This window comes from Vibrio sp. 1401 (assembly GCF_033340295.1).
Genome location: NZ_JAWOWF010000466.1, coordinates 1 through 643 on the forward strand (window position 1 = coordinate 1; position 643 = coordinate 643).

At 49.3% G+C, this 643-nt stretch carries 1 protein-coding gene; it reads left to right on the plus strand.

What is annotated here, in order from left to right:
• Positions 1–643 (plus strand): sigma-54-dependent transcriptional regulator (locus R7Z77_RS26260; protein ID WP_318137167.1); only part of this gene is annotated, 643 nt, incomplete at both ends.

Genomic DNA, 643 nt, shown 5'->3' on the forward strand with positions numbered 1-643 from the left:
AAATGATATTCCCACTTCGGTCATCATCGCCACTGCACACGGTAGCGTCGACTTAGCCGTAAACTTGATACAAAAAGGCGCTGAAGACTTCTTAGAAAAACCCATCAATGCCGACCGTCTTAAAACCTCTGTAGCACTGCATCTAAAACGAGCCAAATTGGAAGACTTGGTAGAAAACATTCAGTCTACCTTCGATCGCCACAACTATCATGGCTTCATTGGCTCAAGCCTACCGATGCAAGCGGTATACAAAACGATAGATGCCGTCGCACCAACCTCGGCCAGCGTCTTTATCGTCGGTGAAAGTGGCACGGGTAAAGAAGTGTGCGCCGAAGCCGTTCATCGCCAAAGTGATCGCAGAGACAAACCTTTCATCGCCATAAACTGTGGTGCGATACCACGAGATTTGATGGAAAGTGAGATTTTCGGTCACGTTAAAGGGGCGTTTACTGGCGCAACCACAGACAGAAAAGGCGCGGCAACATTGGCGCACGGTGGGACGCTATTTCTCGACGAGCTGTGTGAAATGGAACTGGAAATGCAGAAAAAGCTACTGCGCTTCTTACAAACGGGCACTTACACCCCGCTTGGCGGCACGAAAGAGATGAAAGTCGATGTACGTATCATTTGCGCCACCAACCGA